This is a genomic window from Hirschia sp., from assembly GCF_058892565.1.
In genome coordinates this window covers 41,961-56,212 of sequence record NZ_JBZXVU010000020.1, presented here as the reverse complement: position 1 = coordinate 56,212, position 14,252 = coordinate 41,961, and the positions used below count along the sequence as shown (strand labels likewise).

Sequence of the window (14,252 nt, the reverse complement as noted above, 5' to 3'; positions counted from 1 at the left end):
ATTGTTTTTCGATAATAATTATGTCACACCAGACTTGTCTACAACATTCGCTTAAAAAAACGATGTGCAAAATTGAATTTAAATTGCAGGAAGATCCAACCCTATGGCCGGTATTGAAGACACATTAAAGCTACGCGCTATTGGACGCGGATCTTTATCTTCAGTTCTGAAGGTATTGGTTGATATTTTTTGGATCACAGCCTGCGCTGCGCTTGGATTTATCTGGATTATAACTTTTCTTTCAATTATCGCTACCTTAAGTGGCGGAATTGTCGAAAATTCCATTTTGGGTAGAATTTCGTTGCATGCTGATCCGTTCAGAATGACGAGCCTTGCTCTAGTAGGATCAATTTTGTGCATAGGTGTTATGTCGATCGCATCAAATTTACGAAGCGTTTTTGAAACGCTTGTTGATGGAGATCCATTTGTGCCTGAAAATGCAATACGATTTCGTAAAATCGCTTTGATAATTGCAATACTTGAATTGACAAGAATTCTCGTCAATCCTGTCATTGCTTTTATAATAAATATCGTGGGGATGGACACTCAACTACAACCGGTTGGAATCTTAACACGATTGATGAGCACAAATTTTATAACGTGGGGAGCAGTACTTATTTTGGTCGTTCTATCGCAGGTTTTTGCTGAAGGTGCACGCCTTCGTGAAGATCAGCAGATGACCATATAGAAAAAAGGCCCTACCCTAATCCTATGACGATTCGCGTAAAACTTGATCAAGTCCTCTTAGATCGCCGGATGTCTCTCACAGAGCTTGGCGACCGTGTAGGTATCACCCTCGCCAATTTGTCAATTCTGAAAACAGGTAAAGCAAAAGCTATCCGCTTTTCTACTCTCGAAGCACTTTGTCGAGAGCTTGGCTGCCAACCCGGCGATATACTCATATGGGAAGATGAGGAAGACGAACTAAGTGGTTCCGATGACGAAGGCCAGCGAACTGCAGCTGAATAAGGCTTCACACCTCACAAGCTGCATCCGCTGAAATCCCCATTTAGCCCTTCTTATGCGTTATCAATCGCCGCTTTTTGAAGAGCGAACAGCTCTTTACACCCAGCGTCTGCTAAATCACTCATCGCAAGAAATTCTTCGCGAGAAAATGGACGCTCCTCACCCGTTCCCTGAACCTCAATAATGCGGCCATCAGATGACATGATAAAGTTTGCATCCACCATCGCATTTGAATCTTCTGCATAATCCAGATCCAGCACAGGCACATCCTGATACACACCACAAGAAATAGCGGCTGCTTGAGACACCAACGGATTAGTTGAAATAATACCCTCTTCTTTCAGGTAATTGATTGCAAGCGCTAACGCCACATACCCACCCGTAATCGCAGCAGTACGTGTGCCGCCATCAGCTTGAATCACATCACAGTCAATCGTGATTTGATTTTCACCCAACGCTTCAAGGTCTGTAACAGAACGCAATGCACGACCAATAAGACGCTGTATCTCTTGTGTCCGACCTGATTGCTTACCCGCTGCTGCTTCACGACGTCCACGTGTGTGCGTTGCGCGGGGTAGCATACCATATTCCGCCGTTACCCAGCCCTTACCTGTGCCTTTCATCCAGCGCGGAACATCCCCAGTCCATGATGCAGTACAAAGCACATGCGTGTGACCAAATTTCACCAAACATGACCCTTCTGCATAGCGGGACTTACCTACTTCTAAGCTGACTTCACGCAGGGATTCCGGTGCACGTTTTGATGGGCGCTCAAACTGAGTCATGTGTGAATGGTCCTTTATCGTGCAGATTTCGGATATTTCCCGATTCTCCGCAAAAAATTGAATGAAAATTGTTTAAAAAGGCGATACAGGAAGCACACATGGTTTGGCAATGCATACAATACGCATTGCATCTACAGCCAAGCATTCTTATTCTAGTAATTGATATGATTATAGAACCACCAGAAAACCAATCTCAGCTATCCAAAATGGATGCTCGCTCACGTACGATTTTTCGTGAGATTGTGGAGGCATATCTAGAAACTGGTGAACCTGTCGGTTCCCGAACAATTTCTAGACGTGGCATAAGCTTATCATCTGCTTCTATTCGCAATGTGATGGCAGATCTTGCAGAACAAGGATTACTCGACAGTCCCCACACTTCGGCTGGACGCCTTCCCACTCATCAAGGACTAAGGCTTTTTGTGGATGGCCTTATGGAAGTCCAAAAGATGAAACTTGGAGCTGTGGATAAACGGCGCATACAACAAAGATTGTCTGCTGCCCAAGGCGGCCTTCCAGAAGATTTTCTCGGTGAAGCATCTGAAATGCTATCCGGCTTAGTGGGAGGCGCAGGTCTCGTTGCCAGCCCGAAAAGCAATGCAGCGGCAATCAAACATGTGGAATTTGTATCCGTAGGTCCCAATCAGGCGCTTGCAATTATCGTTTCAGCAGATGAAGACGTTGAAAACCGCCTCCTTACGCTGCCTAAAGGCATGCCATTGTCGGCTCTACAAGAAGCAAGCAATTACCTAAACGCACGTATGCGGGGCAAAACACTTTCTGAAGTTAAAGCAGATGTGCTCAGTGAAATTCGCGAAAAACGCGCCCAACTCGACGATATGGCAAGCACGCTTGTTGAAGCTGGTCTCGCGCATTGGACAGGAGACGACCCTGACCGTGGGCGATCCCTCATCGTTAGAGGACGAGCAAATCTTCTAGGCGATGAACAATTAGCCGAAAGTGTAGATAAAGTCCGAGACCTCTTTTCTTATCTCGATAAAACAGAAAGCTTGGTTGAAGTTTTAGACCGTGCCCGCGATGCAGAGGGTGTAAGGCTGTTTATTGGTGCAGAAAACAAACTTTTTGGCCTTTCAGGTTCAAGTGTTATTGTCGCGCCCTATATGAATTCTGAGCGTAAAGTTGTAGGAGCTTTGGGTGTTATTGGTCCAACGCGCCTAAATTATGCGCGCGTCATTCCAATGGTGGATTACACTGCCCAAGTTGTGGGTCGATTATTAGATGGCGGACCGGCCGAGAAAATAGAGGAAAAGCGATGAGCGAAGACACGCAAGCGCCAGAAAATAAAGTCGAAAACGAAGCTGAAGAAGCTTTAAACACTGGTGAAGAAGCGCAAACGACAGAAGCTGCAAATGATGCTGCACCTGCTGAAGACGAACCAGAAGCACGGATTGCTGAATTAGAAGCTGAAACAAACGCCTTAAAAGATCAGCTTGTACGCACTATGGCTGACATGGAAAACCTGCGCAAACGCACAGAAAAGCAAGTCGCTGATTCCCGCATCTATGCGGTAGAAAAATTCGCCGGCGACCTACTTTCTGTCTCTGACAATATGACACGTGCTCTTGGTGCTGTTTCAGATGAAGCAAAAGCAGCATTGTCTGAGCAAGGTCAAAGTTTATTGGCTGGAATTGAGATGACTCAAAAAGAGTTGCACGCAGCTTTCGCACGTAATGGTGTTGTAGCAATTGATGCTGCCCCTGGCGCTAGCTTTGATCCAAACCTTCACCAAGCCATCTCGCAAATCCCATCCGATCAACCAAATGGCACTGTTGCTGAAACTTTCCAATCTGGTTGGAAAATCGGTGACCGTACATTGCGAGCAGCTATGGTTGCCGTGAGTTCTGGAAACTAAATTTTGAATTGATTCAATTTAAAAGGGCTAGCCTTGAATAGGCTAGCCCTTTTTTTAAGTCGATGATCATCTATTCGTCGATTGTTTCACCAATACCGGCTTGTCGACGTATAGAGAGGTGTTCCCTGCCCCAGAGTCGCAAGGCTTCAAGCACATGACCTAATTCTTTACCACGCTCTGTCAGCATATAGTCAAATCGTTCAGGACGGCTCTGATAAGCTTTCTTTTCCAGCACACCTACAGCCACCAACCGTTTTAACCGTTGCGCCAATACATGGCGGGTAATACCAAGATTTTTCTGAAAATCGTCAAATTTGCTAACGCCCAGAAAACAATCGCGAACGATCAAAAGGGTCCAGCGATCCCCTACGATCGATGTTGCCCTAGCTATGGGGCACCAGTCATCTGATAATTGATCCCATTTCATATCAATTAACTATAAGACTGATTTGATAAGATCTCAAACACAACAATTCCTGTGTAACAGCATTTATTTTCTGATTATGCCGAAATCAGACCTTCCGCGATAGCAAGTTCTCTCAAATTCGTTTCCGGGCGTGGACCGTAATGAGAAATAACTTCACTCGCAGACAAATGTCCCAAACGCGCGCAAGTTTCCAAGTTCAAACCTTGGCTCAGGCCAAAGAAAAACCCACCAGCATAAGCATCCCCTGCGCCTGTCGCATCGACCACTTTATCCAATGGTTTTGTCGGCACATTCAAACGCGTATTTGAATCTATGACAACAGACCCTTTTTCAGAGCGTGTGATTGCAGCAAATTGCGTCTCTGTCTTAAGCATATCAACTGCCGCATCAAAATCATCAGTCTCGTAAAGGGCCAAAAGCTCTTCTTCATTCGCGAACACAAGATCAACGTAATTTTTCACGAGGTGACGGAATGCTTCACGGTGACGCTCTACACAAAACACGTCCGACATTGTCACAGCGACTTTACGGTTTGCAGCCTTCGCCACTTCAGCTGCTCGTACAAATGCAGTTTTGGCAGCAGGCTTATCAAACAAATATCCTTCCAGATAAAGCCATTTAGAGTCTCTAATTAGATCCTCATCCACATCATCAGCTTCAAACTCTGTAGATGCACCCAAGAACGTATTCATAGAACGCTCACCATCAGGCGTCACAGCAATCATACAGCGCGCTGTTGATATACCGCTTGTCAACGGCTTTCCAGAAAATGTCGCGCCGATACGCTCCATGTCACTGACATATGCCGTTCCGATCTCATCGTCAGCTACTTTCCCCATGAAAGCAGCTTTCGCGCCAAGGCTAAGCAAGCACGCGATCGAATTACCGGCAGACCCACCGGATGTTTCAACCTTTGTATCGGGCAATGCATTATACAGAAAATCTGTACGCTCTTGATCAATCAAACTCATACGCGCTTTGGGAATGTCATTGCTCTCAAGAAACGCATCATCCACGCTCGCAATTACATCCATAATAGCATTACCCAATGCAATAACGTCATAGCGGGGGTTGGTCATGAAAAGCTCCAAAATAAAAAAACGCTCTAGCGTTAAAAGATATTGGCTAGTTATATGCGAGCATAAACCTTCCACAAGGTGAATGTTGCCAACTTACAAGGAAAACACCTTGAATTTTACATTTCTCGCTTGCGAAACAACACTTCCAGACCGACCAAACCGCAGAAATGATGCTTTTGAGTTTGATCTTCAGTTTGGCCAGCTTCAGAACGCACTTCGCCAAAGCGGACACACGATTCAAGCTATCGACTGGAAAGCTCCTATATCTGATTTTTCCGATGCCGACGCCGTGGTCGTTGGAACCCCATGGAATTATCAGGATTATCAGCAAGACTTTCTCAACAAGCTGGAAAACATCGAAAAATCAGGCTTGAAACTCTATAATTCGGCCCAAACAATAAAATGGAATGTCAACAAATCTTATCTAAAAGACCTTGCCAAACAAGGCGCTTCAACTGTCCCGACATTGTGGGTAAATGAACCAACAAAAATGGACATCCAATCGGTGTTTGACACATACGACACAAGCGGTGTGATCGTAAAACGTCAAATTGGTGCCGGTGCTCATGGTCAAAGCTTGTATAAACGCGGTGACGAAATCCCCGACGGGATTTTGCTGGACCGTCCAGCTATGATTCAACCATTTATGCCCGCGATACAAACCGAGGGAGAATATTCATATATCTTCATTGATGGTGAATATTCCCACGCTTTGCTTAAAACGGCAAAGTCAGGAGATTATCGTATTCAAAGCAGTTATGGCGGAACCGAAACGCCTATTCAGCCAGAAGAGAGCGACATTCAAGCGGCTCAAGACATTTTGTCATTCATTCCATTTGAAACACCACTTTACGCCCGCATTGATCTATTGCGTGGCTCAGAAGGTAAACTTCTATTGATGGAATTAGAAATGATCGAGCCATATCTCTACCCTGTGGAAGGACCGAGAATGAGTGAAATGTATGCCGCCGCACTCATCAAACGAGCCTCGCTTTAGGCTGTCTTTTCCTTAAATTTGCACAAATCATAGATAACGCATTCCCCGCATTTTGGTTTGCGGGCTACGCAGGTATAGCGACCATGTAAGATGAGCCAATGATGTGCTCCCTTTTTAAAGGTGTCTGGCACAACTCGTTCCAATAAATCTTCAACCTGATCTGGATTATTTCCCGGTGCCAAGCCTGTGCGATTGGACACACGAAATATATGCGTATCCACAGCAATGGTCGGCTGACCAAATACCTCATTGAGAACAACATTCGCTGTTTTTCGACCAACCCCTGGTAATTTGACCAATTCTTCCCGCGTTTGAGGCACCTCACCGCCAAAACCATCAATAATCATCTTCGACAATGCAACAACATTTTTCGCTTTATTGCGCCATAGACCAATCGTTTTAATATATTTTGCGACGCCCTCTTCGCCCAACTCAAGCATTTTTTCAGGCGTGTCTGCATGGGCAAATAAAACACGCGTTGCCTTGTTTACACCCACATCTGTCGCCTGCGCCGAAAGCGCGACCGCAACAACAAGCGTAAAGGGAGAATGGTATTCTAACTCTGTTTCAGGGTTTGGCCGATCGTCTGCCAGTTTCACAAACATTTCTAGAATATCGTCATGCTTTATCCGGCTGCGAGGTTTCGACACTCTCTTTTTTTTCGTCGCTACCGGCTTTGAAGCACTTGCCATTGATATATACCTAGATTGTTGACCCGAGCTGCAATATGGTTTCTCCAAGCTCGCTCGGGCAAGACAAAAAAGTGTTAAACATTCAAAATCAGCGTGGCAAATGCAAGATACTCCGTCAAAAATCTATATGGACGCTGTTTTACAGCCATCTAGGTCATTATCCGATCGGGGATTTGTAACATTGATCCTGATTTTGACCGGTTTAAGCATTCTCACCAGTCTGGCATTCCTGCCCTATGGCTTTTTTATCATTATGGGTTTTCTCGCGATAGACTTACTTATTTTATGGCTCGTTTTCAGAGCCAATAACAAAGCCTTGTCGCAGAAAACATTTGTTCAGGTTAGCAGCGAAGACCTAACTGTCATTCACATTAACCCCCAAGGCAAAAAATCGAGCGCAACACTCCCAACAGCGTTTACACGCGTCGGTCTCACGCCTCACGGCCATGAAAACAAATTTATCAGACTGAGCAGTTCGGGACATTCATACGCTATTGGCAAATTTTTAACGCCAGAAGAACGCCTTTCCTTTGTTGCTTCCCTTCAAGATGCACTACAAAATGCCCGTGCCGAACGATATATATAATATCAACTCCTAATTCTCATTCATTTAACGGTATTCGCTGTGATCTTGTTTATATCTCTCATCCTCGTTTTTTTAGTCTGGGGCACAATTATCTTTTTCCAATACAGGACAGTGGAAAAAGACGCTCACGACATTTTCAATGCGCGGCGCAATGAAGACAAAGACATCCAGAAACTTGGTGAAGACGTATTTGTCGAAATTTATAAGCGGGTTCACAATCCGCGCGGCCATTTGTTAAATTTTGGTGGAGCCGTCGCATCACTTATCTGCCTACCTGCTTTATTCGTAGTAGCTAGTTGGATATGGAATAGTATCTGGAACGCATCGGGACAAATAGCCGATCTGGACGAAGGCTTTGCCCCTTGGTTATTTGGAATAACAATTCTTTGTGTGTTTGGAATTGTCGCCATTGCCGCCGTGACAGCCCGTTTACACCACCACAACCGTCCCAAATCACTTGAACAAGAAATTCAAATCCAACTTAAAGGGATGAACAATTAATGAGTATCCGTTTCCTACACACAATGATCCGAGTGGAAGATATCGACGAAAGCCTGCGTTTCTTCTGCGACGGCCTTGGTCTGACTGTCGTTGAGAGACGCGATATTGAAAAAGGCCGTTTCACACTTGTATTTCTGGCAACACCAGCCGACATAGAAGCAGCAGGTGGTTTGCCAGAAAACGGTTTATTACCGGGTATTCCTGCGGTGGAACTCACCTATAACTGGGACAAACAATCTTATACTGGTGGCCGTAATTTTGGTCACCTCGCTTATGAAGTCGATGATATTTATGCGGTCTGCAAAAAATTATCCGATATGGGCGTTACCATAAACCGCCCGCCCCGTGATGGGCATATGGCTTTTGTAAGATCACCAGACAATATCTCCGTTGAACTCCTTCAAAAGGGCGAGTCACTTGCGTCAGCAGAACCTTGGGCAAGTGCTGAAAATATCGGGGAATGGTAAATTGATAAAACACTTATTATTGATAAGCAGCTTTTGCATAAGCCTCTCCGCCTGTGCTCAGGATACAGATAATCAGGCAAAGATAATTCCAAAGCCAACACCAACCCCGTTGAGTTTGGAATCTGGAATGAAGGGCGAAAACTGGCGCAAAATCGAACCAGAAAACATTGTGGTGATCACCACCAAATATGGTAATATTCTTATAGAACTCAATCCCGAATTTGCACCCGGTCATGTTGCTCGTTTTCAAGACATGGTAAAAGCGCGGGCATATAATGGCAAAGAATTCTACCGCGTTATTGACGGTTTTGTGGCTCAAGGCGGTATCGATGCAGAAGATAAGAAATGGCCGCCGCTTGAAATTGAACACGAGCAGCCGCTTCTAGAAGCAGACCAAATTCAGCTATTAGACAATGACGATTTATTCGCAGAAAAAGTCGGATTTCTAAATGGTTTTCCTGTCGGCTTTGATGCAGAAAAAAAATGGTTGCTACATTGTCCGGGAATGCTGGCAATGGCGCGAGATTCAGACCCAAATACAGGCGGGACTGACTTTTACATCACCTTGGATGCACAGCGCTATTTAGATCGCAATATGACAGTCTTTGGCCGTGTTATCTCTGGAATGCAATACGTCCAAAAACTTCAGCGCGGCGATAAAAATATTGCAGGCGGTGTCATTCAATCACCCAATAAAGGTGACGAAATGATCTCGGTTACACTGGCTTCTGAATTGCCAGAAAATCAGCAACCAAATTATGAAGTCATGCGAACTGAAACAGCAGGCTTTATGAATAGTATCAATTCAAAGCGAGTGCGTTCAGACCCGTTTTTCTTCAACACACCGCCTCAAGTTGTGGATGTGTGTGATGTTGAAGTTCCAACCGAATTGGTTGATTTTTAAATATCCGTTTTAAAGGTCCAGCACGTCGCGAATGGTATAAAAACCTACCGGCTGCTGGATCGCCCACTGCCCAGCACGAATTGCACCTTTCGCAAAAACATTTCGATCTAATGCTGTGTGACGCAAAGAAATAAGCTCCTCATCAGAACCAAACATTACTTCATGATCACCAATAACACCGCCGGCTCGACGCACGGAAAATCCAATTTTTCCAGCCTCGCGTTCGCCTGTTATTCCATCATAGGGCGGCGTCTTCAAATCATCTAGCGGTGCATTACGTCCCTTTGCCGCAGCTTCACCTAGCATCAAAGCTGTACCAGAAGGCGCATCCACTTTTCGGCGATGATGTGTCTCCAACACTTCAATATCCCAATCATCTCCCAAACGCGCTGCGGCCTGCTCAACCAATGCTGAGAGCATTGCCACGCCCAATGAAAAATTCCCTGCTTTAACGATCGAAAATCGCTTGGAAAATTCTTGAAGTGCCTCATCCTCAGCTTCATTAAAACCAGTAGTTCCAATAATAACAGCTTTCACACCCGTGGTATCGAGAGCTGTCATGGATGCCAGTGTTGGAACAGGCGCAGTAAAATCAATCCAAATGTCAGCATGACGTGCTGCTTCTGCCGGCGATAGTGAAACTTTAATATCGCTAGGTGGCAGTCCAGCCAATACGCCAATATCTTGGTCCAGCGCGCCCGATCCGGGGCGTTCCGTCCCGCCGACAATCTCGCAATCAGTTAGGGTTGAGCATGCACGAACGAGCGACTGCCCCATACGACCAGCAACACCAGCAATGGCGATTTTAAGAGTCATGGCATTTCATCCCTATTCTACCGATATTCTAAGTAAACTACTCAGCGTCAGCAGATGCGTCAAAGAAGCTTTTTACACGGCTGATAAATCCGCGATGCTCAGGATTTGTATCTTCATCACAAGATTCAGAGAATTCCCGCAAAAGTTCTTTTTGTTTAGCCGACAGATTGCGCGGCGTTTCAACAAACAATTCCACATAAAGGTCGCCCGCCACTGCTGAACGCAAAGATGGCATCCCTTTACCCTTTAAACGCATACGCTTTCCTGTTTGCGCACCTTCAGGAATAGAAACACGCGCCCGCCCACCACTAATGGTTGGCATTTCAATATCGCCACCTAAAGCGGCTTTACAGAAAGGCACAGGTGCTCGCGCATACAGGTTTGGACCATCGCGTTCAAATAATTCATGCTCTTCAATCGACACAAAAATATAAAGATCACCTTTAGGCCCGCCCATGGTTCCGGCTTCGCCTTCACCTTGCAATCGGATACGTTGTCCATCTTCGATACCTGCAGGAATATTGATATCCAGCTTGCGTTTTGCATGAACGTTGCCGCGACCGCCACATTTACCACATGGCTTTTTAATGACAGTCCCACGCCCCTGACAGGCACCACATGTGCGCTCCATCGTGAAAAAGCCCTGCTGTGCTCTCACACGCCCTGCTCCTCCACATGTCCCACATGTTTCAGGAGAATATCCTTTAGCAGCACCAGTCCCATGACATGGATCACATGTCTCTGTTGTTGGAATTTCTATTTCAGCCTGCTTACCTGAAAATGCTTCTTCCAACGTAATTGAATAATCATAACGCAGATCAGATCCGCGTGTCGCACCGCCGCGACCACCGCCGCTTTGACGACCACCAAAAAAGTCCGCGAATATATCGCCAAACACATCCTCAGGACGTTGGCCACCAAATCCGCCACCGCCGCCAGCTGAACCCATACCGCCCTGCTCATATCCAGCACGACCATATTGATTATACGCGGCGCGTTTCTGAGGATCAGAAAGGCATTCATACGCTGATGACACTTCTTTAAACATCGCTTCAGCGGATGCATCATCAGGGTTGCGGTCGGGATGATACTGCATCGCCTTCTTACGGAAGGCAGATTTAAGTGCTTTCTCGTCAACGTCTTTAGAAACGCCTAGAAGTTCATAATAACAAGTATCGCTCATGCGTCGTTCTTTTCTCGTACAGCAGTAAACATGCATTCAGTCATACAACCGAACTAAACTCATGTCTTATGTTGGGTTGCTAACCATTTAAGACAAGGGTCCGTATTAAAACGTACTCCTTGTGAAAATGACTAATAATCGGTCAATTCTACGAGCGATAAAGGCTGCGAATGCAAAAACACCGCAGCCTTCATCATTTCATAGAGACCTAAGCCTAAGCGACCGATCTAGCTTTTTGTGTCGCCATCAACTTCTTCAAAGTCAGCGTCAACAACATCATCATCATCTTCAGCCGCATCCTTAGCTGCATCTTTTGCAGCGTCTGCATGGGCTTCACCTTCTTGAGCTGCTGCGTAAATGGCTTCACCCATTTTCATAGCCGCTTCAGTCAATGCCTGTGTTTTGGCAGTGATGTCTGCTGTATCGTCTGTTTCCAAAGCTGCTGATAGAGCATCACGTGCTGCTTCGATTTCTGCTTTGATTTCCGCAGGAATCTTGTCGCCGTGCTCTTCAAGCTGTTTGTTTGTGCCGTCAACAAGTGACTCACCATTGTTTTTCGCTTCAACAGCTTCACGTTTGGCTTTATCTGCATCAGCATTGGCTTCAGCATCTTTCACCATGTTCTGGATCTCGTCGTCTGAAAGACCACCAGAAGCCTGAATAGTGATTTGTTGCTCTTTGCCTGTTGCTTTGTCTTTTGCAGACACAGACACGATACCGTTTGCGTCGATGTCGAAAGTCACTTCAATTTGTGGCATACCGCGCGGTGCTGGTGGGATACCTTCAAGATTGAAGTTACCAAGCACTTTGTTATCTGCAGCCATCTCACGCTCACCTTGGAGAACGCGGATCGTCACAGCAGCTTGGTTATCATCAGCTGTTGAGAAAGTTTGAGACTTCTTTGTTGGGATTGTTGTGTTGCGGTCGATAAGACGTGTGAACACACCACCCAATGTTTCAATACCCAATGAAAGCGGTGTTACATCAAGAAGAACAACGTCTTTCACGTCACCTTGAAGCACACCAGCCTGAATTGCAGCACCAATCGCCACAACCTCATCAGGGTTCACACCCTTGTGTGGCTCTTTACCGAAGAATTGTTTCACTTCTTCCTGAACCTTCGGCATACGTGTCATACCACCCACAAGCACAACATCATCAATGTCTGCTGCAGATTTACCTGCATCCGCCAAAGCGCGTTTACATGGCTCGATTGTGCGTTTCACAAGGTCAGCAACCATGCTTTCGTATTTTGCACGTGTAAGCTTCAAGTTAAGGTGCTCAGGACCAGCAGCACTCATAGAAATAAACGGTAGGTTCACTTCGTAAGACGCAGAAGAAGAAAGCTCTTTTTTCGCTTTTTCAGCTTCTTCTTTCAAACGCTGTAGCGCTTGCTTGTCTTTCTTAAGGTCAATGCCTTTGTCTTTTTTGAACTCGTCTGCAAGGTAATCCACGATGCGAAGGTCAAAGTCTTCACCACCAAGGAATGTGTCACCATTTGTAGACAACACTTCAAAAACACCATCACCGATCTCAAGAATGGACACATCGAATGTACCACCACCAAGGTCGTAAACAGCAATTGTTTTACCTTCAGACTTTTCAAGTCCGTAAGCAAGTGCAGCCGCAGTCGGCTCGTTGATAATACGTTTAACATCTAGTCCAGCAATGCGGCCAGCATCTTTCGTGGCCTGACGCTGAGCATCGTTAAAGTAAGCAGGAACAGTGATAACTGCTTCAGTGACAGTTTCACCGAGGAAGTCTTCTGCTGTTTCTTTCATCTTTTGTAGAATGAAAGCTGAAATCTCTTGTGGCGCGTAATCTTTGTCGCGGCCTTTCACCCAAGCATCACCATTTGGACCTTTAACGATCTTAAAAGGTGACATCTCTTGGTCTTTTGCCACTGTCGGGTCTGAGAACTGGCGACCAATCAAACGCTTAATTGCGTAGAATGTCTGCTCTGAGTTCATCACAGCCTGGCGTACAGCTGGCAAACCAATCATGCGTTCACCGTCTTCACGGAATGCAACAACAGATGGCGTTGTGCGTGCACCTTCGGCATTTTCGATAACCTTGGCAGTTGATCCGTCCATAACGGCTACACAAGAGTTAGTTGTACCGAGGTCAATCCCGATAATTTTTCCCATATTTCTGTCTCTCTCATTCTTAGATATTGGCGGCCGCCCTTGCCCGACATGGGCCCAAAACTTGCGGCGCCCGGTTCAGGCGGTCCCCTAAAAAACTAAACTCGGCTCACTTATATTAAAAAAGCCAGGCTCGTAAGCCCATATGGGGTTCAATTTTTCAGGCTCAATAGGCAAACTCACATTTTCGTGATGAAGTTTATTACTAAAGGTTATTGGACACATGTTGGACGGGTTTCAATTCCTACCAAATTACCTTGACCGGCAAGCCCAAGAAAATCTGGTTGAAACTATCCGTAACCATATGAAAAATAACCATTTTTATACTCCCAGAATGCCCAGAAGCAATAAACCTTTCACCGTTAAAATGACTAATTTTGGAGAACTTGGCTGGATTTCTGATGCGACAGGATACCGCTATGATAAACAACACCCTGAAACAAAAAAACCGTGGCCCAGCATTCCGCGCGCCTTAATGAGCATATGGGAGAGCGTTTCGCAATACCCTAAACCACCTCAAGCCTGTCTTGTGAACTATTATGATGAAAATGCGAAAATGGGCTTGCATTGTGATGGAGACGAAGAAGACATAAATGCCCCCGTTGTTTCCATATCATTGGGAGATAGCGCCCGCTTCCGCCTTGGCGGCCTAAACCGGCGCGGCCCAACCAAATCGTTCAAACTAAACTCAGGCGATGTGATCATTCTAGGCGGGCAAGCGCGTTTAGCTTATCATGGAATAGACCGCATTTATGGCGGCAGCTCGACCCTACTTAAAAATGGCGGCAGGCTAAATTTAACCTTGAGGCGCGTTAGGAAATAAACAAATATG

17 protein-coding genes are annotated in these 14,252 nt (G+C 45.7%); 10 read left to right on the top strand and 7 right to left on the bottom strand.

Annotation, left to right across the window (positions count from 1 at the left end):
• Positions 1-103 precede the first annotated feature (103 nt).
• On the top strand, positions 104-688 hold the full coding sequence (locus tag AC5EF3_RS08685; RefSeq protein WP_015828929.1) for a DUF2975 domain-containing protein: 585 nt from the start codon (positions 104-106) through the stop codon (positions 686-688).
• 23 nt (positions 689-711) lie between these two features.
• Positions 712-969 (top strand): helix-turn-helix domain-containing protein, encoded by a 258-nt coding sequence (locus tag AC5EF3_RS08680; protein ID WP_015828930.1) that lies wholly within the window; start codon positions 712-714, stop codon positions 967-969.
• Positions 970-1,019: 50 nt separating this feature from the next.
• Here AC5EF3_RS08680 and rph read toward each other — a convergent pair whose 3' ends face one another.
• Positions 1,020-1,751 (bottom strand): ribonuclease PH, encoded by a 732-nt coding sequence (gene rph / locus AC5EF3_RS08675; RefSeq protein ID WP_015828931.1) that lies wholly within the window; start codon positions 1,749-1,751, stop codon positions 1,020-1,022.
• Between the two features lie 164 nt (positions 1,752-1,915).
• Between rph and hrcA the strand changes: the two genes are divergently transcribed.
• Both hrcA and grpE read left to right on the top strand, forming a co-directional pair.
• A complete protein-coding gene (gene hrcA, locus AC5EF3_RS08670) occupies positions 1,916-3,028 on the top strand; it encodes a heat-inducible transcriptional repressor HrcA (protein WP_493547755.1) in 1,113 nt (370 codons plus the stop codon).
• On the top strand, positions 3,025-3,624 hold the full coding sequence (gene grpE / locus AC5EF3_RS08665; protein WP_015828932.1) for a nucleotide exchange factor GrpE: 600 nt from the start codon (positions 3,025-3,027) through the stop codon (positions 3,622-3,624). The genes hrcA and grpE overlap by 4 nt, the downstream gene beginning before the upstream one ends.
• 70 nt (positions 3,625-3,694) lie before the next feature.
• Here the strand turns inward: grpE and AC5EF3_RS08660 are convergent, their stop codons facing one another.
• Positions 3,695-4,051 (bottom strand): winged helix-turn-helix transcriptional regulator, encoded by a 357-nt coding sequence (locus AC5EF3_RS08660; RefSeq protein ID WP_015828933.1) that lies wholly within the window; start codon positions 4,049-4,051, stop codon positions 3,695-3,697.
• 74 nt (positions 4,052-4,125) lie between these two features.
• Positions 4,126-5,130 (bottom strand): adenosine kinase, encoded by a 1,005-nt coding sequence (locus AC5EF3_RS08655; protein WP_015828934.1) that lies wholly within the window; start codon positions 5,128-5,130, stop codon positions 4,126-4,128.
• A 109-nt stretch (positions 5,131-5,239) separates the two neighbouring features.
• Here AC5EF3_RS08655 and AC5EF3_RS08650 point away from each other — a divergent pair, with 109 nt between their 5' ends.
• Complete coding sequence (locus tag AC5EF3_RS08650) at positions 5,240-6,127, top strand: ATP-grasp domain-containing protein (protein WP_493547754.1); 888 nt, start codon at positions 5,240-5,242, stop codon at positions 6,125-6,127.
• On the opposite strand, the gene nth is transcribed toward AC5EF3_RS08650, so the two are convergent.
• Positions 6,124-6,819: an endonuclease III gene (gene nth / locus AC5EF3_RS08645; RefSeq protein ID WP_493547753.1), complete on the bottom strand. Its 696-nt coding sequence runs from the start codon at positions 6,817-6,819 to the stop codon at positions 6,124-6,126. The two genes, AC5EF3_RS08650 and nth, sit on opposite strands and share 4 nt — an antisense overlap.
• Before the next feature lie 100 nt (positions 6,820-6,919).
• On the opposite strand from nth, the gene AC5EF3_RS08640 reads away from it, so the two are divergent.
• The 4 genes from AC5EF3_RS08640 (at position 6,920) to AC5EF3_RS08625 (ending at position 9,277) form a co-directional block, all read left to right on the top strand.
• Entirely contained in the window at positions 6,920-7,405 is a 486-nt protein-coding gene (locus AC5EF3_RS08640; protein ID WP_493547752.1) for a DUF2244 domain-containing protein, read from the top strand.
• A gap of 111 nt (positions 7,406-7,516) precedes the next feature.
• Positions 7,517-7,906: a hypothetical protein gene (locus AC5EF3_RS08635; protein WP_493547751.1), complete on the top strand. Its 390-nt coding sequence runs from the start codon at positions 7,517-7,519 to the stop codon at positions 7,904-7,906.
• On the top strand, positions 7,906-8,373 hold the full coding sequence (locus tag AC5EF3_RS08630; RefSeq protein ID WP_493547750.1) for a VOC family protein: 468 nt from the start codon (positions 7,906-7,908) through the stop codon (positions 8,371-8,373). The genes AC5EF3_RS08635 and AC5EF3_RS08630 overlap by 1 nt, the downstream gene beginning before the upstream one ends.
• A 127-nt stretch (positions 8,374-8,500) precedes the next feature.
• Positions 8,501-9,277 (top strand): peptidylprolyl isomerase, encoded by a 777-nt coding sequence (locus AC5EF3_RS08625; protein WP_493547749.1) that lies wholly within the window; start codon positions 8,501-8,503, stop codon positions 9,275-9,277.
• A 9-nt stretch (positions 9,278-9,286) separates the two neighbouring features.
• Here the strand turns inward: AC5EF3_RS08625 and dapB are convergent, their stop codons facing one another.
• The 3 genes from dapB to dnaK all read right to left on the bottom strand — a co-directional run bounded on the left by dapB (position 9,287) and on the right by dnaK (position 13,423).
• Positions 9,287-10,093, bottom strand: coding sequence for a 4-hydroxy-tetrahydrodipicolinate reductase (dapB, locus tag AC5EF3_RS08620; RefSeq protein ID WP_015828941.1), 807 nt, complete (start codon positions 10,091-10,093; stop codon positions 9,287-9,289).
• 37 nt (positions 10,094-10,130) lie between these two features.
• On the bottom strand, positions 10,131-11,276 hold the full coding sequence (gene dnaJ / locus AC5EF3_RS08615; RefSeq protein WP_015828942.1) for a molecular chaperone DnaJ: 1,146 nt from the start codon (positions 11,274-11,276) through the stop codon (positions 10,131-10,133).
• 227 nt (positions 11,277-11,503) lie between these two features.
• Positions 11,504-13,423, bottom strand: coding sequence for a molecular chaperone DnaK (gene dnaK / locus AC5EF3_RS08610; protein ID WP_015828943.1), 1,920 nt, complete (start codon positions 13,421-13,423; stop codon positions 11,504-11,506).
• A 220-nt stretch (positions 13,424-13,643) separates the two neighbouring features.
• Here dnaK and AC5EF3_RS08605 point away from each other — a divergent pair, with 220 nt between their 5' ends.
• The gene (locus AC5EF3_RS08605; protein ID WP_493547748.1) at positions 13,644-14,243 is read left to right on the top strand and encodes an alpha-ketoglutarate-dependent dioxygenase AlkB; all 600 of its coding nucleotides are present in this window, start codon (positions 13,644-13,646) and stop codon (positions 14,241-14,243) included.
• Positions 14,244-14,252 lie beyond the last annotated feature (9 nt).